The sequence below is a fragment of the Microbispora sp. CA-102843 genome (assembly GCF_050936215.1).
Classification (GTDB): domain Bacteria; phylum Actinomycetota; class Actinomycetes; order Streptosporangiales; family Streptosporangiaceae; genus Microbispora.
Genome location: NZ_JBNJNF010000001.1, coordinates 8,980,083 through 9,000,762, shown reverse-complemented (window position 1 = coordinate 9,000,762; position 20,680 = coordinate 8,980,083). Strand labels below are relative to the sequence as shown.

At 71.0% G+C, this 20,680-nt stretch carries 23 protein-coding genes and 1 riboswitch; of the genes, 7 read left to right on the top strand and 16 right to left on the bottom strand.

Annotated features, from left to right (window positions below):
• Positions 1-2: 2 nt before the first annotated feature.
• Positions 3-160, bottom strand: a riboswitch (cyclic di-AMP (ydaO/yuaA leader).
• A 351-nt stretch (positions 161-511) separates the two neighbouring features.
• From ACQEVJ_RS41860 to ACQEVJ_RS41845, 4 genes are all read right to left on the bottom strand, one after another.
• Positions 512-1,711, bottom strand: a complete 1,200-nt coding sequence (locus ACQEVJ_RS41860; protein ID WP_433110541.1) for a serine hydrolase domain-containing protein — start codon at positions 1,709-1,711, stop codon at positions 512-514.
• A gap of 64 nt (positions 1,712-1,775) precedes the next feature.
• Positions 1,776-2,864: a hypothetical protein gene (locus ACQEVJ_RS41855; RefSeq protein WP_433110539.1), complete on the bottom strand. Its 1,089-nt coding sequence runs from the start codon at positions 2,862-2,864 to the stop codon at positions 1,776-1,778.
• Between the two features lie 87 nt (positions 2,865-2,951).
• Positions 2,952-3,872, bottom strand: a complete 921-nt coding sequence (locus ACQEVJ_RS41850; RefSeq protein WP_433110537.1) for a hypothetical protein — start codon at positions 3,870-3,872, stop codon at positions 2,952-2,954.
• 116 nt (positions 3,873-3,988) lie between these two features.
• Positions 3,989-5,197 carry an FAD-dependent monooxygenase gene (locus tag ACQEVJ_RS41845; RefSeq protein ID WP_433110535.1) on the bottom strand — a complete coding sequence of 403 codons (1,209 nt, stop codon included), beginning with the start codon at positions 5,195-5,197 and terminating at the stop codon, positions 3,989-3,991.
• An 83-nt stretch (positions 5,198-5,280) separates the two neighbouring features.
• Between ACQEVJ_RS41845 and ACQEVJ_RS41840 the strand changes: the two genes are divergently transcribed.
• The gene (locus ACQEVJ_RS41840) at positions 5,281-5,862 is read left to right on the top strand and encodes a TetR/AcrR family transcriptional regulator (protein ID WP_433110533.1); all 582 of its coding nucleotides are present in this window, start codon (positions 5,281-5,283) and stop codon (positions 5,860-5,862) included.
• Positions 5,863-5,952: 90 nt separating this feature from the next.
• On the opposite strand, the gene ACQEVJ_RS41835 is transcribed toward ACQEVJ_RS41840, so the two are convergent.
• Complete coding sequence (locus ACQEVJ_RS41835; protein ID WP_433110531.1) at positions 5,953-6,942, bottom strand: pirin family protein; 990 nt, start codon at positions 6,940-6,942, stop codon at positions 5,953-5,955.
• Between the two features lie 138 nt (positions 6,943-7,080).
• On the opposite strand from ACQEVJ_RS41835, the gene ACQEVJ_RS41830 reads away from it, so the two are divergent.
• Positions 7,081-7,734, top strand: coding sequence for an HNH endonuclease family protein (locus ACQEVJ_RS41830; RefSeq protein ID WP_433110529.1), 654 nt, complete (start codon positions 7,081-7,083; stop codon positions 7,732-7,734).
• Positions 7,735-7,772: 38 nt separating this feature from the next.
• Here the strand turns inward: ACQEVJ_RS41830 and ACQEVJ_RS41825 are convergent, their stop codons facing one another.
• The 3 genes from ACQEVJ_RS41825 to ACQEVJ_RS41815 are packed head-to-tail and all read right to left on the bottom strand — an operon-like array spanning position 7,773 to position 9,607.
• Positions 7,773-8,399 (bottom strand): GOLPH3/VPS74 family protein, encoded by a 627-nt coding sequence (locus ACQEVJ_RS41825; RefSeq protein ID WP_433110527.1) that lies wholly within the window; start codon positions 8,397-8,399, stop codon positions 7,773-7,775.
• Between the two features lie 16 nt (positions 8,400-8,415).
• A complete protein-coding gene (locus ACQEVJ_RS41820; RefSeq protein ID WP_433110525.1) occupies positions 8,416-8,658 on the bottom strand; it encodes a hypothetical protein in 243 nt (80 codons plus the stop codon).
• A gap of 22 nt (positions 8,659-8,680) precedes the next feature.
• Entirely contained in the window at positions 8,681-9,607 is a 927-nt protein-coding gene (locus tag ACQEVJ_RS41815) for an SPFH domain-containing protein (RefSeq protein ID WP_433110523.1), read from the bottom strand.
• 126 nt (positions 9,608-9,733) lie between these two features.
• On the opposite strand from ACQEVJ_RS41815, the gene ACQEVJ_RS41810 reads away from it, so the two are divergent.
• On the top strand, positions 9,734-10,339 hold the full coding sequence (locus ACQEVJ_RS41810) for a hypothetical protein (protein ID WP_433110521.1): 606 nt from the start codon (positions 9,734-9,736) through the stop codon (positions 10,337-10,339).
• Between the two features lie 47 nt (positions 10,340-10,386).
• Here ACQEVJ_RS41810 and ACQEVJ_RS41805 read toward each other — a convergent pair whose 3' ends face one another.
• The gene (locus ACQEVJ_RS41805) at positions 10,387-10,977 is read right to left on the bottom strand and encodes a TetR/AcrR family transcriptional regulator (protein ID WP_433110518.1); all 591 of its coding nucleotides are present in this window, start codon (positions 10,975-10,977) and stop codon (positions 10,387-10,389) included.
• 109 nt (positions 10,978-11,086) lie between these two features.
• Here ACQEVJ_RS41805 and ACQEVJ_RS41800 point away from each other — a divergent pair, with 109 nt between their 5' ends.
• Positions 11,087-11,488 carry a nuclear transport factor 2 family protein gene (locus ACQEVJ_RS41800; protein WP_433110516.1) on the top strand — a complete coding sequence of 134 codons (402 nt, stop codon included), beginning with the start codon at positions 11,087-11,089 and terminating at the stop codon, positions 11,486-11,488.
• 6 nt (positions 11,489-11,494) lie between these two features.
• On the opposite strand, the gene ACQEVJ_RS41795 is transcribed toward ACQEVJ_RS41800, so the two are convergent.
• From ACQEVJ_RS41795 to ACQEVJ_RS41785, 3 genes are read right to left on the bottom strand one after another with little or no spacing between them, the layout of a single operon-like run.
• Positions 11,495-12,469: an NAD(P)-dependent alcohol dehydrogenase gene (locus ACQEVJ_RS41795; protein WP_433110514.1), complete on the bottom strand. Its 975-nt coding sequence runs from the start codon at positions 12,467-12,469 to the stop codon at positions 11,495-11,497.
• Positions 12,466-12,699, bottom strand: coding sequence for a helix-turn-helix transcriptional regulator (locus ACQEVJ_RS41790; protein ID WP_357054419.1), 234 nt, complete (start codon positions 12,697-12,699; stop codon positions 12,466-12,468). The genes ACQEVJ_RS41795 and ACQEVJ_RS41790 overlap by 4 nt, the downstream gene beginning before the upstream one ends.
• A complete protein-coding gene (locus ACQEVJ_RS41785; RefSeq protein WP_433110512.1) occupies positions 12,693-13,121 on the bottom strand; it encodes a hypothetical protein in 429 nt (142 codons plus the stop codon). Before ACQEVJ_RS41785 ends, ACQEVJ_RS41790 begins: the two co-directional genes overlap by 7 nt.
• A gap of 252 nt (positions 13,122-13,373) precedes the next feature.
• On the opposite strand from ACQEVJ_RS41785, the gene ACQEVJ_RS41780 reads away from it, so the two are divergent.
• Positions 13,374-13,724 (top strand): hypothetical protein, encoded by a 351-nt coding sequence (locus ACQEVJ_RS41780; RefSeq protein ID WP_433110510.1) that lies wholly within the window; start codon positions 13,374-13,376, stop codon positions 13,722-13,724.
• Here ACQEVJ_RS41780 and ACQEVJ_RS41775 read toward each other — a convergent pair whose 3' ends face one another.
• From ACQEVJ_RS41775 to ACQEVJ_RS41760, 4 genes are all read right to left on the bottom strand, one after another.
• Positions 13,725-14,897 (bottom strand): hypothetical protein, encoded by a 1,173-nt coding sequence (locus ACQEVJ_RS41775; RefSeq protein ID WP_433110508.1) that lies wholly within the window; start codon positions 14,895-14,897, stop codon positions 13,725-13,727. It lies immediately after the preceding gene.
• A 21-nt stretch (positions 14,898-14,918) separates the two neighbouring features.
• The gene (locus tag ACQEVJ_RS41770) at positions 14,919-15,686 is read right to left on the bottom strand and encodes a DUF6879 family protein (protein WP_433110506.1); all 768 of its coding nucleotides are present in this window, start codon (positions 15,684-15,686) and stop codon (positions 14,919-14,921) included.
• Positions 15,686-15,811, bottom strand: a complete 126-nt coding sequence (locus ACQEVJ_RS41765; RefSeq protein ID WP_433110504.1) for a hypothetical protein — start codon at positions 15,809-15,811, stop codon at positions 15,686-15,688. Before ACQEVJ_RS41765 ends, ACQEVJ_RS41770 begins: the two co-directional genes overlap by 1 nt.
• 101 nt (positions 15,812-15,912) lie before the next feature.
• Complete coding sequence (locus ACQEVJ_RS41760) at positions 15,913-17,025, bottom strand: HesA/MoeB/ThiF family protein (protein ID WP_433110502.1); 1,113 nt, start codon at positions 17,023-17,025, stop codon at positions 15,913-15,915.
• A gap of 153 nt (positions 17,026-17,178) precedes the next feature.
• Between ACQEVJ_RS41760 and ACQEVJ_RS41755 the strand changes: the two genes are divergently transcribed.
• Together ACQEVJ_RS41755 and ACQEVJ_RS41750 are read left to right on the top strand one after the other, a co-directional pair.
• Complete coding sequence (locus ACQEVJ_RS41755) at positions 17,179-18,153, top strand: lytic murein transglycosylase (protein ID WP_433110499.1); 975 nt, start codon at positions 17,179-17,181, stop codon at positions 18,151-18,153.
• A 108-nt stretch (positions 18,154-18,261) separates the two neighbouring features.
• Positions 18,262-20,670 carry a DUF6185 family protein gene (locus ACQEVJ_RS41750; RefSeq protein WP_433110497.1) on the top strand — a complete coding sequence of 803 codons (2,409 nt, stop codon included), beginning with the start codon at positions 18,262-18,264 and terminating at the stop codon, positions 20,668-20,670.
• Positions 20,671-20,680: the final 10 nt, after the last annotated feature.

The following is a 20,680-nucleotide window of genomic DNA, read 5'->3' as shown; positions in this document are numbered from 1 at the left end:
CTAGGGTCTTCCGCTTGCGCCTACCGGGTTAGCTGACGGATTCGGGCGGGGAAGTCGCCCTACGGCGCTGGCGCGCCGATTCACCCCAGACCTTCGTCGAAGGTCGATTGGTTCCCCGGCTCCGGGCCTCCTTGCTGCACGGATTCGGCATCACCGGCGCCCAGGGGGGCGGAGAGGACATGGCGACGGTGACTGTGGATGTCCTTCTCGAACACGGCCGGACCGGGTTCGCGACGGCGGCGTCACGGGGACCCCGCCGTAGGGCAAGGAAACTACCAAGTTGCCCCATATTGTCGCAAAGGGCGCCATAACGGTAAGGATCACCTAAAAAGGGTCAAAAGTTAAAAGCCGCAGGTCAGAGCGTCTCCGCGCAGGGAAGATGTGGTGCTCGTCACACGGGCCGAGCGCTTCCCGGGCCGCCAAGGCGCGGGCGTACAGTCCGCGAACGGCTCGCGTGGGGTGGCTTCCCTCGGCGCACCCCGGTCGATCCCAACCGCCGCGGGTGATCTCCCTACGGCTTCACGAGGGCGGTGGTCACCACTTCGGAGGCGTCGGCGGGTCCGTATCGGGCTTCCGGGACGTTCCGTCCGAGCCGTACGACGACCGTGTCCGAGCCGGGATCGACCTGGATGACCTGGCCGCCGAAGCCCAGTGCCCAGTACATGTCGTGAGGTGCGCCGTCGACCAGGCGCCGATGTGGGGCGGTGGAACTCTGCTCTCGCGTACTGGGCTTCAGCGGGTCGTCGACGACGGGACCGCGGGCGTTCACCCACCACAGGTAGCCGTAGGCGGCGTTCACCTTCTGCGACGGCCGGCCGGTCGCCGCCTCGACCCACCGACGGGGGACGATCTGCTTCCCTTGCCAGTTGCCTTCGCGGAGGAAGAGGTAGCCGAAGCGGGCCATGTCCTCGCAGGTGGAGTTCAGGCCGGAGAACATGTTGGTGTTGCCGGCTCCGTCGCGGGTCATCCTCGAGCGGCTCATGCCGATGAGGCCGAACAGTCTTTCCTGCGCGTATGCCGCGGGACTCCGCCCGGTCGCCTTCGTGAGCACGGCGTCGAGCGTCTGGATGGCGGAGTTGTTGTATGCCCAGACGTCTCCGCGGGCCGCGTCCTGGGCAAGGCCGACGGCGAAGCCCGTACGATCGGCTGCCCGGACGAGGCGACGGTAGTCGGTGTCGAAATCCCAGTGCCGACCGGAGACGTTGCTCAGGATGTCCTTGATCGTGACGTTTTCGGAGGAGGTGCCCACCCACTCGGGGACGTACTCAGACACCTTGTCATCGACGGAAAGTCCGCCCTCCGCTTCGGCGATGCCGATCAGAGTGCTGGAGTAGGACTTGGTCGCGGAGAAGACCTCCTGGCTGGTGGTCGCGTCGGTGCCGTTCCAGTACCAGTCGGCCACGAGCCGCCCGTGCCGGATCACGACCAGGCAGTTCGCGCCTCTCTTTCCGGCATCGAGAGCGATCTTGTCTAACCGGGCGCGATCGAAACCGGCGTCGATCGGGTTGATGCGGCGCCATTCCGCTCCCTGGTAGGCGGTCGGGAGGATGGCTGACGGGGTGGAAGAACCTGTCCGCGTCTGCGGTGGTGCGGTCCGGGATCCGGCCGAGCACGCCGATCCGAAGACGGCGGCCGCGAGACCCAGCGTCAGGGCGCCCCGTGGGATGAGGGACTCGCTCCGCCGCCTGCTCACCTCTCTGCCCTCGGCCACGTCTCAGTCGGTACGAGCGAACGGCGACCGCGCCACCGGTTCACGGCGGGGCGAGGTCGGGTGGTCACCCCGTACGCCAGAACGTGCCGTTGGCCGAGGGGTCGTCGGGGTCGCCCTGCGGCACCGTGAATCCCGCACCCCACAGCGTCGCCGTCCCGGGCCTGCGCGCGATCGAGAACAGGACGGCGTCGGTGCCGGTCTTCCGAGGGATCGGGGTGCTCCGCCACGTCGAACCCGTGACGTGCCACAGGGTGGAGTTCCAGTTGCTCTGCACGACCCACACGCCACCCTTGCCGTCGGGCTCCACCTCCGTGTACGGCTGTGCGTTGACGGTGCCGACCGAGGCGGTCCACGAGCTGCCGTTCCAGCGCATGACCAGGGTGCGGCTGTAGGTCACGTCGTCACCCTCGTCGTCGGCGCCCTCCCAGGTGACGCCGCCGACGGCCCACACGTTGCCGGGGCTCACGACGGCGATGTCGTTGAGGACCGCGGCGGCGTCAGGAGCGGGAAGCTTGATCGCGGGCGTGGGCACCAGCGCCCAGGACCTTCCGTTCCACCGCATGATCGCGGCACGATCGCCCTTGGTCCCCGCCGCCCAGACGTCGGCGGCCTTGTACGCGTCGACGGCGGCGGCGCGGGCCGGCAGCCGGACGCTCTTCCACGAGGACCCGGTCCAGTGCCTGGCCGAGGCCGAGGACTCGGCGACCGCCCACACGTCCTTCGCACCCGTTCCGTCGGCGTCCGTCGCGGAGAAGCCGCTGCCGAGCGAGACGGTGGTCCACGCGCGGCCGTTCCACCGAGCGGCCTTCCCCGGGCCGAAGACCCATACGTCCTTGTTCGAGGTGGCCGCCACGGCCTTCAGCTCGTACGGCGGGCTGCCCGGGATGGCCTTCCAGGATCCGCCGTCGAACCACTGGACCAGGCCCCGCTGCCTGCCGTTCACGACCCGGTGACCGGCCGCCCACACCGACCCGTTGCCCAGGACCGTCACGTCGTTGAGGACGTCGTCGCCGGGCAGTGTGTTCACCCTGGTCAGCCGCCACACCGGCGCGGTCTCCCCGGCCTGGCGGCCCTGCTGGGTCACACCGGAGGCCGCCACGGCCGGCATGCACGCCAGCCCGAGCGCCGCCACCGAGACGAATACGGTACGCACGATGCTCCCCTCCCGCTCACGGATAGGACGTCTGGCGGAGGGGATCCGTTCACGCGTCGCCGGTGGAGGAGGGCCGGACTCGCCACCTCATCGACTGCTCTTCTCCGTCCACCGCTCGTATTCGGTGTCCCCGGGGAGTACCCAAACCTCCGCGTCAGGCCTGGTGATGGTCCGTAGCGTCGTCGCCTTGCCGGTCGCCTTTGAGACCCGGTAGACCGCCACCCCCGTCTTGGTCTTCGACCGGACGATCAGGCGTCCCGCCTTGTCGAAGTCGAGGTCGTCGACGTACTGCCCGCGGGGCAACCGCACGGTCACGGTGCCGCTCGTGTGGCCGGTGCGCAGGTTGACCAGGCGCAGCTTGCGAGACTTGGGCCATGGGCCGACACTCACCGCCGCCGTCACGTAGTCGTTCGCCAGGGCGATCGTCCACAGCCGCGTCTTCGACCGCAACCGGGTGCGCAGCCCTCGGTCGAACACCGTCACCCGGCCCCCGTCCACCGCTTGCAGCAGCAGCCGCTTGCTGTCCGGGCTGAACCCCGCGATGTTCCAGTCGTCCGTCCCTCCGGGCCGCCGCAACGTCTTGCCTTTCCGCAGGTCCACGAAGACCCCCAGACTCGGCGCCGAGGTCCCGGTGACGACGTAACCGCCGTCGTCCGACACCGACGGCCACTCCTCGCCGATCGTGTACGCCGTGATGCTCTTCATCGCTTTTTCCCTGCCGTGCAGCGTTCGCTCGACGAACAGCCCATCCGACTTGCGGAAGTAGAAGAAGTGCCGGCCGTCCCCGCTGATCAGGAACGCCGCCCGTGTCCCGGCGTTGACCGCGTCGCGGGGCGCCACGGCGAGGGCTTCGGGCACCTTCACCACGTCTCCGTTGGTCAGCACCAGTTCCCAGGTCTGCGTTCGCTGGGCGTACGCGATCGTGACCGGCGCGGCGGCCGCGGCGGGCTGTCCGCTCAGCGGAACGGCGGTCAGGAGAAGCGTCGCGAGAGCCGTACGAAATCTCATGCTGTGTGAGATGCCGGGGAACTCCGGAATGTTGCCAGTTCGGCCCGCGAGGTTGACGTGGCGCGAGGACAGTCGACGACTGACACCTGCGCGGAGACTTCTCCCTCGCCTGGTGGCTACGAGGCCGGCGTTCGGTAATCCCTGATCGTGATCGCGGTCGCGGCCTTGTGGATCGGCTCGGTGATCCGCTCGATCATGCGGTTCTTCCCCGGCAGATGCGGCATCAGCCGCAACATCAGCATCTGGAACCGGATCTGCGCCTTGGACTTCAGCACCATGCCCTTGAGGTTGTTCGCCGCGAGCTTCTGGTTCTCCTCGGCGAAGTGCCGCATCTCGCGCTCGTACGCGGCGAACCCGGCGGCGTGGTCTCCCGCCGCCTCGGCGAGGCAGCCCGCGAGAACGTAGGCGCCGACCAGGGCCAGGCTGGTGCCCTGACCGGACGCGGGTGAGGCCGCGTAGGCGGCGTCGCCCACGAGTGCCACCCGGCCCGACGACCAGCGGTCCATGCGCACCTGGCTGATGGAATCCAGGTAGAAGTCCGGCGCGTCCCCCATGGCGTCGAGGAGGCGCGGGACCTCCCAGCCCTGGCCGGAGAAGACGTCGGCGAGCAGCTTCTTCTGCTGGGCGGCGTCCCGCCGGTCGTACTCCAGCGGCGGCGAGGAGAAGAGGAACATCGCCTTGGCGTCATCGCCGCGCCCGGTGCTGTACATCCCGGCGCTTCTGCCCGGGGCCGGAAACATCATCTCCGTGCGGTCCAGGTGGAGATGGTTCGGCACCGTGAAGATCGAGATGTGGTGCCCGAGGTCGTGGACGAACCGGGACTCCTCGCCGAAGGCCAGCGCGCGCACGTTGGAGTGCAGGCCGTCGGCGCCCACCACCAGGTCGAACGTACGCGGGGAGCCGTTCGCGAAGGTGGCGTGCACGCCTTCGGGGGTCTCCCGCAGGGCCGTGATGGAGTCGTCGAAGACGTACTGGACGCCGTCTCCGGTCGCCGCGTGCAGGAGCCGGGCGAGGTCACCGCGCATGATCTCGACGTCGTCACCCTCGCGGCCGCCGAACAGCTGCGCGCTCATCGTGCCGATCTGCCTGCCGCCTGCGTCGACGAAGCGTGCGACCTGCATGTCCGTGCTGTGCCGCCGCACCTCGTCCAGCAGGCCCATGCGGGCGACGACGTCGAGTGCCGCGCCCCGAACGTCGATCTTGTAGCCGCCGTCCCGCAGTGAGGGCGCGCGTTCCACGACGGTCACCGCGAAGCCGCGCTCGCGGAGCCAGAAAGCCAGCGTCAGTCCGGCGACGCTTCCGCCGGAGATCAGGATGTTCGCCATGCCCTGGACTGTACAAGCGTCTCAGTCATCTGTCTAGCACGGATGTCCAAGACGTTTGTGCTGACATCGGCTAAGCTCTGGGCATGGGAAACCGGGAAGATCTGCTCGCGGGAGCCAAGCGGTGTCTGATGGAGAAGGGATACTCCGGCACTACCGCTCGTGACATCGCGGCGGCCGCCGGCACGAGCCTCGCCGCCATCGGCTATCACTTCAGGTCGACGAAGGCCCTGCTCGACGCGGCCCTCATCGAGGCGATGGAGGAGTGGGGAAAGGAGATCGAGCAGATTCTCGCCGCCGACGCGTCACTCGACGGCGCGCCCGCGCAGCGATTCGAGGCGACCTGGACGCGGATCATCGAGTCCTTCGTCAGGCTGAGGCCGCTTTGGGCGATCCAGTTCGAGCTCATCGCCCAGATGGACCGGCTCCCTGAGCTGCGCGAGGCGTTCGCGGCCGCCAACCGGCAGGCGAAGCTGGGCCTGGCGGCGATCTTCGAAAACCTGGATCCGGTCGCGGACGAACGCACGGCGATGGCCGTCGGCTCGTTCTATCAGGCCCTGCTCGCCGGGATGGCGGCCCAGTGGCTCGTCGATCCGGAGCAGCCTCCGTCGGCCCGCGATCTCCTCGAAGCGCTGCGTACGATCAGCGAGCGGCTCGGGACGGAATGACCGGGCCGTGCATGGAATCGTGGTTCTGCCGCTTCGGGCCGGCCGAGCGGCGGGTAGACGCGCTGCTCGGCCGGCCTCTCGACGGATGTGTCAGTCCGTTGCGGTCAGGGGCCCGTCGGCGTGCGGAACCCGCTCGGCGGGGATGACGCCCAGACGGCCCGCCTGGTAGTCCTCCATGGCCTGGACGATCTCGGCGCGGGTGTTCATCACGAACGGCCCGTAGTGCACGACCGGCTCGCGGATCGGCTGCCCGCCGAGCAGCAGCACCTCCAGATTGGGCTCGGCCTGGGGCTGGGCGGTGTCCGCCGCGAGGGTCAGCGACGCGCCCGAGCCGAAGACGGCGAGTTGCCCCTTGCGGACCGGCCGCCGCTCGGCGCCCACGGTGCCCTGACCGGCCAGGACGTAGGCGAGGGCGTTGAACTCCGGGTTCCACGGCAGGTCGAGCCGGGCGCCGGGGCTGATGGTCGCGTGCACCATCGTGATCGGGGTGAACGTGACGCCCGGGCCGGCGTGCCCGTCCAGTTCCCCGGCGATCACGCGGAGCAGCGCGCCGCCGTCGGCCGAGGCGAGCAGCGCCGCCTCCCGTCCCCGGATGTCCTGGTAGCGGGGCAGGTGGAACTTGTGCGCGCGAGGAAGGTTCACCCACAGCTGGATGCCGTGGAAGAGACCGCCCGAGACCACCAGGTGCTCCGGCGGCTTCTCGATGTGCAGCAGGCCGGCCCCGGCGGTCATCCATTGGGTGTCGCCGTTGGTTATGGTGCCGCCGCCTCCGTTGGAGTCCTGGTGCTCGAAGACGCCGTCGATGATGTAGGTGACGGTCTCGAAGCCGCGGTGCGGGTGCCACGGCGTGCCCTTCGGCTCGCCCGGGGCGTACTCGACCTCGCCCATCTGGTCCATGTGGATGAACGGGTCCAGCATCGATTGCGGCACTCCGGCGAACGCGCGCCGTACGGGGAAGCCCTCGCCCTCGAAGCCGCTGGGCGCGGTCGTCACCGAGCGGACGGGGCGTGGCGCCGCCACGGCCGGATCCGGTGCGGCGACTCGTGGCAGCGTCAGGGTGTCGGCTGTGACAGCGGGCATGGCCGCCCTCCTAATTGAATGTTCAACTTCTATCGCCTTGGAACCACCCGCGATCGCCGGACATTCCCACCTGCGGATCGCCCTGCGCCCGTCGCATATCGTCACGGCCGGTGGGGAGAGACTGATATGGCTGGAACCATGATCTCCGTGAATCGCACCCTCCACATAGCCGCACTCTCCCTTGTCGTCCTCCCGATCACCGCTGTCGCGATCGCTCCGCAGGCCGCGGCCGACGCCCGCGGGCAGGCCGGTGCCGGGGCGTCGGCCCGCCGCATGCTGGCGCAGCTGAAGGTCGCCAAGCCGTTGTCGATTCGCGGTTACAGCCATCGGCGGTTCCAGCCGCGATGGGCGCACCACAAGGGGGAGTGCGACGCACGGGAGGTGGTTCTCGCCCGCCAGGGGCGGGGCGTACGGAGGAACGGGGCGTGCCAGGCCGTGAAGGGCGTCTGGCACAGCCCGTATGACGGCAAGGTGCTGAAGAGTGTGAAGCAGGTCGACGTCGACCACGTCGTTCCCCTGGCGTACGCCTGGCGCTCCGGCGCCAAGAGATGGAGCCAGGCGAAGCGGCGCGCGTTCGCCAACGACCTCAGCCGTCCCGAGCTGGTCGTGGTGAGCCACTCCGTCAACATGGCCAAGGGAGGCCAGGGACCGCAGAGCTGGCGTCCGCCGCGCCGCGGCTACTGGTGCCGCTACGCGACCTCATGGATCACCGTGAAGCACCACTACCGGCTCTTCGTGACCCGTGCGGAGAAGGTCGCCCTGCTCAACATGCTCCGCACCTGCGGCAGGTGAACGCGCGCCGGGGCCACGTACGCGGGTCTGTCCCGAGGTCAGCCGCCGCTCCCGGCGCGGGCCTGCTGGATGACCTTGCGGAGGGCCGGCGCCGTGGGGCCGCCGCGTTCGGACAGCAGGGCGATGCGCTGCTTGTGCGCCCGCCGTCTGGCTCTCGGGAGGACCGTCCCGAGCTCTCCCGCGGCGGCCAGGCCGACAAGGGCCGCCTCGCGAGCCCCGACCCGGGAGACCGGGCCGGTGAGAGCGGTGGCGACCTGTGTCGTGAGTCGTTTCACCACGCGCGTGTCGCGGACGCGGACGCAGCTCCTGTTGAAGATCAGGAACGGCTGGCGCAGCTCGACTCTGACCCAGCGGCCCGTCTCCAGTTCGTCGCGGACCGCCCGGACCGTCGCGCGGCCGTCCTTGCTGATCCAGTGCCGCCATGGCCGGGGTCCCGACTGGGCGATCTGGTGCAGCAGGCCGTCGAGGACCGGGTCGGCGAGCGGGTCCTCCGACACCACGCGCACCTTGCCTCCGTCGTCGGTGATCCGGCCGATGAGCAGCAGGTCGGTGAGGGCGGCCGCGCGCAGCAGGTAGGGGAAGCGGTAGTTCGTCACCACCCGCTCCTTGCGGGGGTCGTAGGCCAGCAGGTAGAGCTGAGCCGTCAGCGAGCCGGGGATGTCCACGGGGCTGCCCTTCCTCTCAGTCGTCGGGTGGCTCGGTGGTGGGAGCTCCCGGAGGCGGGGCCTCCTTCTTGGCGGGCCGGCCGCGCCGGGGGATGCGGCCGGCGTTGCCCGGGAGCCGTCCCGCCTCCGACAGCGCCCGACGCAGCAGGAACTCGATCTGGGCGTTGGTGCTGCGCAGTTCGTCGCCGGCCCAGCGGGCCAGCGCGTCGTGCACCGCGGGATCCAGCCGCAGCAAGATGCTCTTTCTTTCGGTCGCCACAATCTGCTCGGTCGCCTACGGTCTAGTGGTACAGGGAGCCGGTGTTCACCACGGGCTGCACGTCGCGGTCGCCGCACAGGACGACGAGCAGGTTGCTGACCATGGTGGCCTTGCGCTCCTCGTCGAGTTCGATCACGTCGTGCTCGTCGAGGCGGGCCAGGGCGGCCTCGACCATGCCGACGGCGCCGTCGACGATCCGCTGGCGGGCCGCGACGACCGCTCCGGCCTGCTGGCGGCGCAGCATCGCCTGCGCGATCTCGGGAGCGTACGCCAGGCGGGTGATGCGCGACTCGATGACCTTGACGCCCGCCGACGCCACCCGGGCCTGGATCTCGGCCGACAGGCGGCCGGTGATCTCGTCCGCGTTCTGACGCAGGGACAGCATGTCGTCGTGCCCGTCGTACGGGTAGCTGCCGGCGATGTGACGGACCGCGGTCTCGGTCTGGAAGGCGACGAACTCCACGAAGTCGTCGACTTCGAAGACGGCCTTCGCCGTGTCCTCGACCTGCCACACCACCACGGCGGCCATCTCGATCGGGTTGCCGTCGGCGTCGTTGACCTTGGTGACGTCGGTCTCGTGATTGCGGATCCGGGTCGACACCCGGCGCTTCTGCGTGAAGGGCACCACGAACCGGAGGCCGGGCGTGCGGACCGTGCCCACGTAGCGGCCGAGCAGCTGGATCACCCGCGCCTCACCCGGCGCGACCGCGGTGAGCCCGGTCAGGACGACGAGGGCCGCCAGGAAGAGCAGCACCCCGGCGGCGATCAGGGCGGCTCCCGCGCCGCCGCTGCCGTCGGCCGCGAGGGCGGCTCCGATCGGGATCAGCGCGGCCGGGCTCAGCAGGCACAGCAGGGCCAGGATCAGCATCGGCCACCCTGAGGCCGCTCGCGCCGTCCGCTCGTGGGTCTGGGGGGCCGGCATGTCGACGGCGATCTGCAGGTCTGTCATGTCTTCTCCTCGGTGTCTAGCACGACACTAGCAAAGTGATATCACTTTTCGCCAGGCCCAACCTGGTCGCCCGGCCTCAACCGAACCCTCAGTCGTTCCCAAGTGGAGATCGGTAGCTTTCCCGCCATGACGAAACGATCTATCGCCGTGGCCGCGCTCGCGGGGCTGGCCATCCTCGCCGCTCCCGCCGCGGCCTCGGCGGAAGCCCTGACCACCCTCTCCGGCTCGTCGGCTTCGGGCACGAAGACCTTCGCCTTCCGCGGGATGAACCTGAGGATCCCCGCGAGCTGGAAGGTGCACCGCAAGGGGGACGAGGTCGTGGTGGCGACCGGCGCGTGCAAGCGGCCGGAAGCCTTCGCCGCGAACTGCCGGTCGTTCTGGCTGCTCGGCCCCAAGAAGTTCACCGGCGTGCCGGTCGGGGGCGGCTCCTTCACCTATACGGGCAAGTACCAGTGGTATCCCTTCAGCGCCCTGGTGCCCTGTCCGTTCGACTCCAAGACCGGCTGGAACCCCGGCGACAAGGCCGGCTCGAGAGGCCTGTTCCAGATCGGCAAGGGCCACAAGGCGAAGTACGTCGCCTGGCCCAACGAGTGCGTGACGAACAACGGCGCCCACCGGACGAAGAGCTTCACCGCGCGGGAATGGTTCCTGCCCTCGTCCAAGATCCTGATCATCGATGTCTGGAACACGCCGGGGCTGCCGGAAGTGCTCAAGGGCGCGACCTGGAGCTGACCGCACGCCGTGTGCCGGATCGGGGCATCCGGCACACGGTGTTGCTCTCAGATGCCGGTGCCGGTCTCCATGCCGCCGCGCAGGAGCGCGGTGAGCCGCCGGGCGTGGGCCACGTCGGTTCCGGTGAGCGCCGCGCCGCCGACGAGGGCCAGCATGTCGGCCACGGTGAGCTCGGGCCGTACGGCACCGGCGTCCTGCGCCCGTTCCAGCAGGTCCGACGCGGTGGCGCGGATCGAGGTGTGCCACTGGTCGAACAACGCGCTACGACGGCCGGTGGGACCTTCCGTGGCCGTGAGGGCGAGCGGCCGCTTCGTCGCGACGTGCACGACGAACGCGTCCAGCCAGGAGAAGAGCGCGTCGGCCGGGGACGGGTCGGTCAGCAGGCCGGCGCCCTGGCGGCACAACTCCACCACCTCGTCCGCGTACACGGCGACGAGCAGGTCGGCCCGGGTGGGGAAGTGCCGATACAGGGTCGCGTTGCCGACCCCGGCTCGCCGCGCCACCTCGTCCAGCGCGACGTCGGGCCCTGAACCGGCGATGAGCTCGCGCGCGGCGGCGAGCAGCAGCGCGGCGTTGCGTGAGGCGTCCGCCCTGCGCGTGCGGCCGGGCGGTGCGGGCTCGGGACCCTTCGGGGGCATCCGCCGCTCCTTCCCTTGCTATCCGGTCCCTTGCTATCTGGGGAGTTCCCCGTTTACGGTAACAGCTCGAATCGGGGAGCTCCCCATTTCGAGGAACGGCGGAGGACGCATGACCCTGACTGCCGATGACCGCACGGCCATCACGGACCTGATCAATTTGCACGGCCACCTCACGGACAGCGGCGATTTCGACGGCCTGCACGAGGTGTTCGTGTGCGACGTGGCCTACGACGTCAGCGATCTCGGCGGCGGGGTGATCGTCGGGCTCGCGGCGCTGCGCGACGCCGCGCTCGCCCTGGGCGAGGCCAACCCCGTCGCCCATCACGTCACCAACATCGTCGTGACCGAGGCGGCCGACGGTCGGGCGCGGGCGATCTCGAAGGGCATCGGAGTCGACGCAGCCGGGACCACGGGCAGTGTGACCTACGAGGACACGCTCGTGCGTGGCGACGACGGCTGGCGGATCAGCCACCGCACGGTCCGCGCCCGCCGGATCCCCCTGACTCGCTGAGGCTGGTCACATTGTGACGACGACCTTGCCGGCGGGGTGTCCTTCGATGAGGTGACGGATCGCGTCGGGCGCCCCGCTCAGGGGATAGGCGCGGTCGATCGCGGGGGTGACGGCGCCCGACTCGATGAGCCGCGTGAGTTCCTCCAGGTGCTCGGCGCGCTCCCTGCTCATCACCGGGCGCAGCCGCTGACCGACGAACATCGACAGCAGTGGCGCCCGGAACGTGCGTCCCATGCCCCCGGTGAAGCGGTATGCCGTGTGCCCGCCGCCGACGATGACCAGCGTCCCGCGCGATGTCAGGGCGCGCCGCAGCAGGGACAGCGGCCGGTTTCCCGCTGTGTCGATGACGACGTCGTAGCGTGCGCCGTCGCGGTCGATCTCCTCGCGGGCGTAGTCGATGACCTCGTCGGCGCCGAGCGAGCGGACGAGCCCGGCCTTCGCCGCCGAGCACACGCCGGTGACGCTCGCGCCGGACGCCTTGGCGATCTGCACGGCGAACGACCCCACGCCCCCCGACGCGCCGATCACCAGCACACGGTGTTCCGGCTGCACGTGGGCGTCGCGGACGGCCTGCAACGCCGTCATGCCGGAGACCGGCACCGCGGCGGCCTGCTCGAACGTGAGGCCGGCCGGCTTCGGCGCTAGCCTGCTCTGCCGCGCGCTAGCGAACTCGGCGTACGAGCCGCTCTCGCAAGTGCCGTACACCTCCTGGCCCGGCTGGAATCGGGTCACGCGGGCGCCGACGGCCGCCACCACCCCGGCCACGTCACGGCCCCGGACCGCGACCTTGGGCCGGCGCAGCCCGAAGCCCGCGAGGCGCATGAGGTAGGGACGGCCGGTCATGAGGACCCACACGCCGGGGTCCACCGCGGCGGCGCGGACCTCGACGAGCACCTCCTCGTCACCGATGGAGGGTCGGTCGACGTCGCGCAGGCGGAGCACGTCCGCCGGGCCGTACGCGTCCTGGGCGATGGCTTTCATGGCGTTCCTTCCGGGAGGTCGGGGTACTGGAACACGTCGTCGAGCGGAACGCCGAACACGCGGGCGATCCGGAACGCCATCTCCAGGGACGGCGAGTATCGCCCCTGTTCGATGGCGATGAGGGTCTGCCTGGTCACGCCGATGCGTTCGGCCAGCTCGGCCTGGGTCATCTCGTCGTGGGCGAACCGCAGCGCGCGGATGCGGTTCGTCACGCGTGTGGGCTTCACCACTCCGGAAGGCTCCTGCGATAGACGATGATCTTGGTGATCCCGCCGAGGATCGCCGACAGCACGAAGCAGAGGTAGACCACGTTCGCGATCCAGAACCGGTCCCACCCGGCCATGGCCATGAGCATCGCCGCGACCGCGCCGATGGCGACGAACGCCTGACCGGTGTGGTCGCCGAGCCGTCCGATCTCCCTGTCGCGCACGTCGATGACCCTCGAGGTCCCGGGGTTGACGATCGCCATCCCGATCTCGGCCACGATCGACGCGGCGATGGCCCCGCCGACCGACCACAGCAGGGCGGCGGTGTACGGCACGTCGGGTAACGGGCCTCCGTCCGCCCGTCTGAGGACGGCGACGACGTACGCGGCGTAGGCGAGCACGGCGACGACCAGCCTGATCCAGGCGCGCTTTTCCACGTGAGTCATGATCGACACCTTCCGATGTACAGAATCTTTGACATTACCAAGGTAGCGAATCTTTGACCTCGTGTACAGAATCTTTTACATCGAGCGGCCGTCAGGCGTCGGCGGGCACCTGCTCGGCGCCGACGACCTTCAGGAACTGGAGGGACTCGTAGGCGGGGGACCCGGGCTCGGCGGTGAAGATGACCACCTGCTGCGCGCGGCGGCTCGGGCCTGCTCCAGGGGCTCATCGCCGGTGGACGGCAGAGCGGGGCGGTGCCCTACGTCGGCGAGGGCGCCAACGAGTGGTCGTCGGTGCACGTCGACGACCTCGCCGCGCTCTACGTGGCCGCGCTCGAGCACCGCACGGCCGGGGCCGTCGTCAACGCGGCCTCGGACGAGTGGACCCCGATGCGGCGGATCGCCGAGGCCGTCGCCGAGCTGACCGGCGCCCATGCCGTGTCCCTCACGCTGGAGCAGGCGGTCGCCGCCATGGGGCCGGCCGCCGGCGCGCTCACCCGCTCGTCGCCGATGGACGCGTCGCGGGCGCGGCGGCTGTTCGGCTGGAACCCCGCGGGGCCGGGCCTGCTGGAGGAGTTGGCGACCGGCTCCTACACACAGTCCTGATCAACGGCGCAGACAGCGCCGCACGCGCGGGCCGTGCCTGCGCCACCACGCCCGCGCCCAGAGCACCTGGAACGCCACCGCGGACAGCAGCACCGCCGCGGCGTCCAACTCGGCGAGCGGGTCGGCGCGGGCGGCCAGCGCGCCCACCGCCCGGCCGAGCAGCGTAAGCGTCGCCGGCACCGTCACCGCGAACGCCACCCCCAGGCAGGCCGCGGTGCCCGCGACCAGTAGCACCGCGTACGCCCTGAGGGCGCGGCGCTCCCGGCGCGGCAGCCCGGCGAGCGGGTCGGGGGAGGGGCGGCGGAGCAGCCGCAGCGCCAGGTGGCGGGCGTAGGCGGAGGCGTCGCCGTACATGTTGCGGCACCCGGTCAGGTCCTGCAGCAGGAAGTAGACGTCGGTGCGCATGAACACGAGGAACTGCGTGGCCAGCATGCCGAGCGAGGTCAGCGCGACCAGAGACAGCGCGGGATGGCGCCCCAGGGCGGCGGTCAGGAGGAGCGCGGCCGAACAGGCCGCCGCGTCCGTCGCCATTCCGGCGAGGTAGACCGTCAGGCGGACGCGCCGCCCGGCCAGCCACACGCCGGACACCTCGGTCTGGACGGCCAGGAACTGCAGCCGGGTGCCGAGCCGGATCCTGCCCGGCACCCCAGCGGCCCTGGCGGTCGACAGGTGGGCCATCTCGTGCAGGAAGATCAGTGACCAGCCGACGGCGATCTGCGACGCGAGCACGAGCGTGCCGCGCTCGCTCCACAGCAGGTCGCGCCAGCCCGGAAGCGTCTCCCGGCGCGCGAGCGCCGTCACGATCCCGGCGGCGATCAGGACGGCGACCAGCAGGTGGAGCAGCGGGTGCAGCGTCCACCGCACGTGCCGGGGGCGCAGCCATGGGAAGGTCGGCGGCCCTGCGGGGACGGCCGGTCCGCCGGGCTCCTCCAGGAAGCCCAGCTCGCCCAGGGCGTGGACGAAGTCGCGGACGTCGAGATCGGCGCCGGTCTCGGCGCGCAGCCGCCGTTCGGTCTCCTCGACCGTGGCGCCCGCCGACAGCAGCCTGATGGCCCGCATCCCCTCGTAGGGCACGGCGACGAACTCGTTCCCGTCCGGGCGGCCGACGATCCACTGGGAGCCGTCCTGCCGGAACGCGAGGTCGCGCAGCCTGACCCCGGTCGCCTCTCCCAACGTGGGCCTCCAGGCGCGGGGTCAGGGGCGGAAGGTCCCGGTGTGGTGGGAGTAGCCGGGCAGGAGGTCGCGCGTCCGGTCGGAGATCGAGGGCGGCGGCAGGGGAGCGACCTCCCGCTCGACGTACGCCCGCACGTCCTCTCCCCGCCCGTAGAGTTCCTTGATCGCGGCCAGGCACGGGGCGACCAGGGCGGGATCGGTGATCCGCCGGGCGCCCACATGAGCGCCGATCTCGTCGTACAGCACCTCGTAGAGCAGCGCGGGGCCGAGCACGACGATCTCGGGCAGCGGCGCGGTGTGCTCCAGCTCCCGTACGGCGTCCGCGTGGAGCACCCGGGGGCGCTCGCCCGCCGTCGCCCGTACGGCCAGGACGTGCAGCTCCCACTGGAGATAGGGGGTGGGCGGCGTCTCCACGATGCGGACCCGGCGGGCCGTGGGCCGGGTCCGGTAGTAGTCGACGAGGAACTCCCGCAGTTCCTCCAGCATGGCGAGCGACCCGTCCCAGTCGCCGGCCATCATCGCCCGCCAGCTCGCCACGTCGGGTTCGAAGAACTCCTGGGCGCGTTCGAGCTTCCACACCCCGTCGGGGGCCCGCTCGAACTCCTCGGTGAACTCGGCCTGGTAGGCGTCGGCGGACAGGACCCGCGCCTCGGCCTGCCGTACGTCGTCGAAGATGGTGCCGGCGTTTGCCACCCTTCCCTCCCTGCGCTCCGGCTGGTGCTGGCTCTCGCCGGTCGCGGCGTGCGGGCGGCCCCGCGGCACCCCCGCACGCCGCAGCCGGCGCTTCATCAGTTGCCGACGCTGTTGCTGCTGGTCGTGGTCTCGATCTTGTCGAGCAGCCGGATGGTGATCTTCGTCTTCGCCGGCGCGGCGATCTCGTCGACGGGTTCGGCCTCGTGCTCGTTCGTGTTCATCCGGTTCCTCTCTCTGGAGGGGAGGGGACATGGATGTTCTCGCGAGAACCCGTTCATGATTCGTCCATTGGCCGGAGACAGTCAAGACTTTCGTTATTCATTCAGTCGGCGTCGATTTCGGTCATTCGCCGGAATGAATTGTGCTCCGGTTCGCCGGCCCGGGTCCCGCACACCGGGCAGCCGGGACGAGGCGGGTGCCGGACCCACACGTGGTGGTCCGCGGCGATCAGGTTGACCCCCTGGATGGTGCCGACCGGCGGCACGGGCACCCCGGTCAGCAGCCCCAGCAGCGCGTGGGCGACGAGCTGGCCGGACACGCCCGCCGAGGTGGCGATCACGCCGGGCCCGCCGAGGTTCACGGGCGTGCCGGGGCGGCGCCGCGCCTCCTCGCCGCTGCTGAGGCACTCGTAGCACGCGCCCGCTCCCGGCGCGAAACACCCCACGGTGACCAGCGGCCCGCTGTATCCGCCGCCGGCCCAGGGGATGTTCGCGGCGGCGCAGGCGCGGTTGGCCCACACCCTGATGCCGTGCCCGGTGGGCCGGTCCGCGCAGAGGGCGAGCGCGTCGTAGCCCGCGATCAGGCCGTCCAGTTCGCGCCTGCTGCCGATGTGACGGCGTTCGCCGGTGACGGAGACGTCCGAGTTGACGCACCGGAGCCGCGCGACGGCCGCCTCCGCCTTCGGGCGCCCGACGTCGTGTTCGCCGTAGAGCACCTGGCGGTTGAGGTTGGACAGCTCGACCAGGTCGGGATCCACGCAGTGGATCGTGCCGACGCCGACGGCGGCGAGCGCCCAGGCCGCGTGGCTGCCCGTGCCGCCCAGGCCGAGCACCACGACCCGCGCGGACTTCAGCCGGAGCTGGGTCTCCCAGCCGTGGGCGCGCGGCATGGTGTCGACCGTGCGGAAGAACGCATGGTTCCTGCTGTAGCGGTCGAGCTCGCGCTCGCTCAGCCCGGCGGGCGGCGCCGCCGCGGCGTCCTCCACGTATCGGGTGGCGACCAGTTGCTCGACGATCGACGCGGCGTCCGGCAGCTCCGGATGGGCCAGGCACAGCCGCTCGGCGATCTCGTCGCGAGTGCGGGTGCCGTCCATCAGAGTGAGGGCCGTCCACACCCAGCCGTACGGGTCCGCGATTTCGGCGGCGATCCCGTAAATCTCGCCGCCGATGCGAATGGTGCCGTCCTCGAATCGGTGAGGCCGGTGCTCGAATTTCACGCGGGGCAGTCGCACGTGACGACGACTACTGGGCGATAACTGTGCGAGTCAACACCGAATTTCACAGGAGGGAAAAAGGGGTCGGCCGTGAAACGTTCCCGCCTCGCGGCGAAGAGGGCATGGAACGTCACCGCTGGGCATACGTTGGTGACGATGAACGATCAGCCTGCCGTGATCTCACCGCCGATGCCGCGCCGCACGGTGCTGGCCGCCGCGCTCGCCGCCGTGGTCGTCCCGCTCTCGGGCTGCGGCGGCTCGCCGGGCGAGGCCGCCTCGGTCGCTCCCGGCGCGAGCGTGACCACGCCCGCGCCGGAACGGCCCTCTGCGAGTCCGGAGGGGCCGACGCCGGAGCCGTCCGTGCGGGACCTGCCCGCGCCGGACGAGGCGATCCCCAAGGATCCCGCGCGGCTGGCCGACGCCCTCACTCGTACGGCGGGGCGGCTGCGCGACGCGATCGACGTCTGGAGGCGTACGGGCGACCCCGCGAAGGGGGAGGCGCCCGAGCCGGTGGTCCTGCTGTCCCTGTACGAGCAGCGCGTCTACCGCTATCTCGCCCGCAATCCCAAGATCGCGTCCCGCACCTACGGGAAACTGCCCAAGGACGCGGCCGCGCGGGCGCGGGACAACGTGACGGCCATCCGCGACCTGCTCTCCCTCGCCCATCCCGTCAGCGGGCCGATCAAGATCAAGGTCGAGCCGCCGGAGCCCGCCGACGCCCTGCTCGCCGACTTCCGGCGCGCCGAGCGCCGGTTCGGCGTCGAGTGGGAGGTGCTGGCGGCGGTGATGCTCGTGGAGACCAAGTTCGGGCGGGTGCGCTCGCCGAGCTACGTGGGCGCCAAGGGGCCGATGCAGTTCATGCCGGGCACCTGGAAGGCGTACGGCATGGGCGGCGACATCGACGACACCAGCGACGCCCTGCTCGCCGCGGCCAACTACCTCCACGCGTCCGGCGCGCCCGGCGACTACCGGCGCGCGCTGTACGCCTACAACCACTCCGAGGCGTACGTCGACGCGGTCCTGTCGCACGCGCGCCAGATGAAGCGGGACATCAGGAACTACTACGCCTACTACACCTGGCAGGTCTACGTGATCACGACGAAGGGCGAGCGCCGCCTGACCGGCCCCTGACGACAGAGAGCGCCAGGAGTTTCCGACCGGCTGAGCGGGGGGCCGTAACCAATGCCGCCTTCCGTGCGACTCATCCTTTGGGGATCGATCGCGTACGGGAGGTCGGTTGTGCGGCGGCTGACGACTGCGGTGGTGCTCGGCGCGGCGGTGCTCGGCCTGCTGTCACTGAATCCGGGTCCGGCGCTCGCGGACGGCATGGACTGCGGGTTCGGGCCTCCCCGCTCGTCGTGGGTGGAGACGTCCGTGACCGTCGCGGAACGCGGCCACGACACCTCCGTGATGACGAGCACGACGCGGGTCGGCGTGCCCCGCGACTGGCCGGGAGCCGCCGCCCTGCTCGGCGACGGGAGCGCGGTCGGCTGCCTGCTGCCGGACGGCGGCACGCCGAGTGTCACGATGTCGGCCGACGGCACCGAAGTGGTGGTCCAGAGCACGCAGGAGAGCCGTCTGGACCTGTACGACATCCAGGGGGGCGGGGAGTCCGCCGGGCTGTGGTCGAGCCGCGAGTCCGGCGGAACCCGGTTGGTCGCGCTGCTGCCCGCGTTCGGGGCCATGCCGCCCGGGCTGGCCGGGGCACGCTGGCGGACCGTGGCCGTCAAGACGCCGGAGTCCCGGGTACGCACTGTGACGCCCCTGCCGTCGGAGGTGCTGCCCGGCGGCACCTACGTCTGGCGGGACGGCGCCGCCCCGCCGCGCGTCGAGGTCGTTCTGCCGTTGTCCGCGCGGGCGGCGTTCCAGCGCTGGACCGAACTGCGGGGGCAGGACGTGCTCACGGTCGCGACCTACCTGGGCTTCGCGCTGCCCTACCTGCTGCTGGCCGGGCTGCTCGTGCTGCTCCGTCGGCGTTCGGCCGACCGGGACGAGCGCGTCCTCATCCGGATCACCCTCGGTGCCCTGGTGATGATCACGGCGGTGGAGACGGTGCTGGTCGTGGGCGCGCTGACCGGCACGCTCTTCCTGGCCGGCGTGTTCCATGTGCCGGACACGCTGGCGATCCTCGTCGTGGCGGCGCCGCTCTGCCTGGCGGTGTGGGGGCTGGCGCGCACCGGACTCCGGCGGGGCGGCCCGATGCTCGCCGGCGCGGTGCTCGCCGTCGCCGCCGGCCTGGCGCTCCTGGCCGCACAAGCCCTTTACGCCGAGCCATGGGGCCCCCTGTGGGTGGCGTCGGCGGTGGCCACCGCGTTGCTGCTCACCGGTGCGGCGTGGGCGATCGCGGTCCGGGCCGCCCGCGTCCGGGGCAGGACGCCGCGCGCCGTGCGCGTCCTGCTGTGCTGGAGCGTCCCCGGCCTCGCGCTGCTGACCCTCGCCTACGTGGCCCACGCGGCCGTCGTCGGCCTGCGGACCACAGGCTTCCTGCCGGGCGCGGCGACGTCGCCCTTCTTCCTGCTGCGCGGCCTCTCCTACCTCATGTGGCCGCTGGTGGTGCTCCTGCTTCTGCTGCTGCTGCGCCTCCACGGGCGGCGTACGGACTCCGTAGGGCCGTCCGCCGTGTGGCTCCTGGTGTTCCTGTTCGTCGTGGGCACGATCAGGTGGTTCAACACGTACGCGGGGATGCCCTTCTCGCTCGCCGGGCTCGTGGGGCTGGCCGCGCTGCCCCTGCTGCTGCGGCTGACGCGGCGGGCCGAGGTCGCCGACCCGGGTGTGTCACGCCGCCGGCTCGCGATGATCGTGGACGAGTACCGCGACCTGGAGCAGAGGGAGAAGGGGCTGCGGCGGCGCTGGGCGGCGGGGGAGATCGACGACGCGGAACACACCAAGGAGATCGGGCCGGTCGCCGACCGCATCCGCCGGCTTCGCATGGAGATCGGCCTGGATCCCGACAGGGAGGACGGGCTCAGCCCGCTCGACGTGGCGCTGTCGCGCGGCCCGGGCGTGTCGTGGTGGGCGAACGCGCGGCTCGCCGCCCGGTACGCGTCCTACGTGGGAGCGCCCGCCGCCGTGTTCCTCATCTGGGCCACGTGGAGCACCGACAGCCGGGGGCACGACGGCTGGCTCGACCGGCTCACCGATCCCAACGGGTTCTACGGCCTGGCCGGCGACCTGATCGGCGGGCTGCTGATCTGGCCGGTGGCGGGCTTCGTGCTGGGCGCGCTGTGGCGTCGCCTGCCCGGCAGGCGCGGCTATCTCAAGGGCGTCGTGCCGGTCCTCGCGTACGCCGCGGCGACCGGGGCGCACGCCGTGCTGAACAACGTCATCGGCCAGGCCCCCGTGCGCGGCTCGCTCGTGCGGGTGCTGCTGCTGTTCCTGGTGCTCACCGTCGTCGCCGTCCTCATGGACGCGCGGACCCTCCAGACCCGCCCGGGTGGTCTCGCGTCGCGGCTCACCCCCGTGGCCGTCGTCTACCGGCTCGGTACGGCGGGCAGCGGGATCGCGCTCATCGTCGCGCAGGCGGCGGCCATCCTCGGACTGTGGAGCCAACTCAGGAACGGCATCGACATCACCTCCCAGGTGGACACCTCGGCCCAGGCGCCGATCAGCGCCGACGCGCAGGTGCTGATGGGGCGGGTGGACAGGTAGGGCTCGCAGC